We start from the raw sequence: 727 nt of genomic DNA, 5'->3' as shown, positions 1-727 counted from the left end.
AGGTGTTTGGCGAGAAGCTAAATAATTAATAATAGCGATATGCTCGCTATGGGTATCAACCGTGGTTAGGTTTTCAAAGTCTAGCGGGTGGCGGCCTTTGGCTACTTTGCGCTTAGCCTCTGCATCCCATAAGTGTTTAAACTTAATATATTGCTCTGTAAAATTGGCAGCCATGGGGGAGTCTAAAATTACATGAATACTTCGCCACGGCGATCCTTTAGCTGATTGATGTATTAGCTGCTCTAGCTCGTAAAGTAGCTCTTGTGTGCGGCCAATACTAAATGCCGGCACTAACACTACGCCGTTATCTGCTACTGCGCGTTCAATTACACTTTTTAGTGTTTGGGTGCGCTCTTTTCGGCCTTGATGATTTTTATTACCGTAGGTTGACTCTATAACTAATGTGTCGGCTTTATAAGGAGGTTTTGGAGCCGGTAATAGCGGCGTGTAGGGCGCCCCTAAATCGCCTGAAAACACAACTCTATGGCTTTTATTACTCTTTGTATTAATACCAACATCTATTTCTACATAGGCTGAGCCTAATATATGTCCAGCACGCTGAAACCGCGCTTTAGCTATTTGCTTGTTGGGGCAAGGCAGCGTAAACCAGGTATTAAAGTTAACCGCTACTATCTGCTTATTTAGCAAGCTTAGGCAGGCATTTATAATTTTTATATCGCGGGTTACGCCTACTTTTAATGCATCTTCAATCACTAGTGGCAGCAAA

At 42.9% G+C, this 727-nt stretch carries 1 pseudogene; it reads right to left on the bottom strand.

The window, feature by feature from the left end:
- Nucleotides 1-727 (bottom strand): annotated as a pseudogene (locus L650_RS0111595) (MBL fold metallo-hydrolase); the annotation flags it as partial.

The organism is Pseudoalteromonas sp. TB51 (assembly GCF_000498055.1).
GTDB lineage: Bacteria > Pseudomonadota > Gammaproteobacteria > Enterobacterales > Alteromonadaceae > Pseudoalteromonas > Pseudoalteromonas atlantica.
The sequence above is the reverse complement of the archived record's forward strand: the minus strand, read 5'-3'. Positions and strand labels throughout refer to the sequence as shown.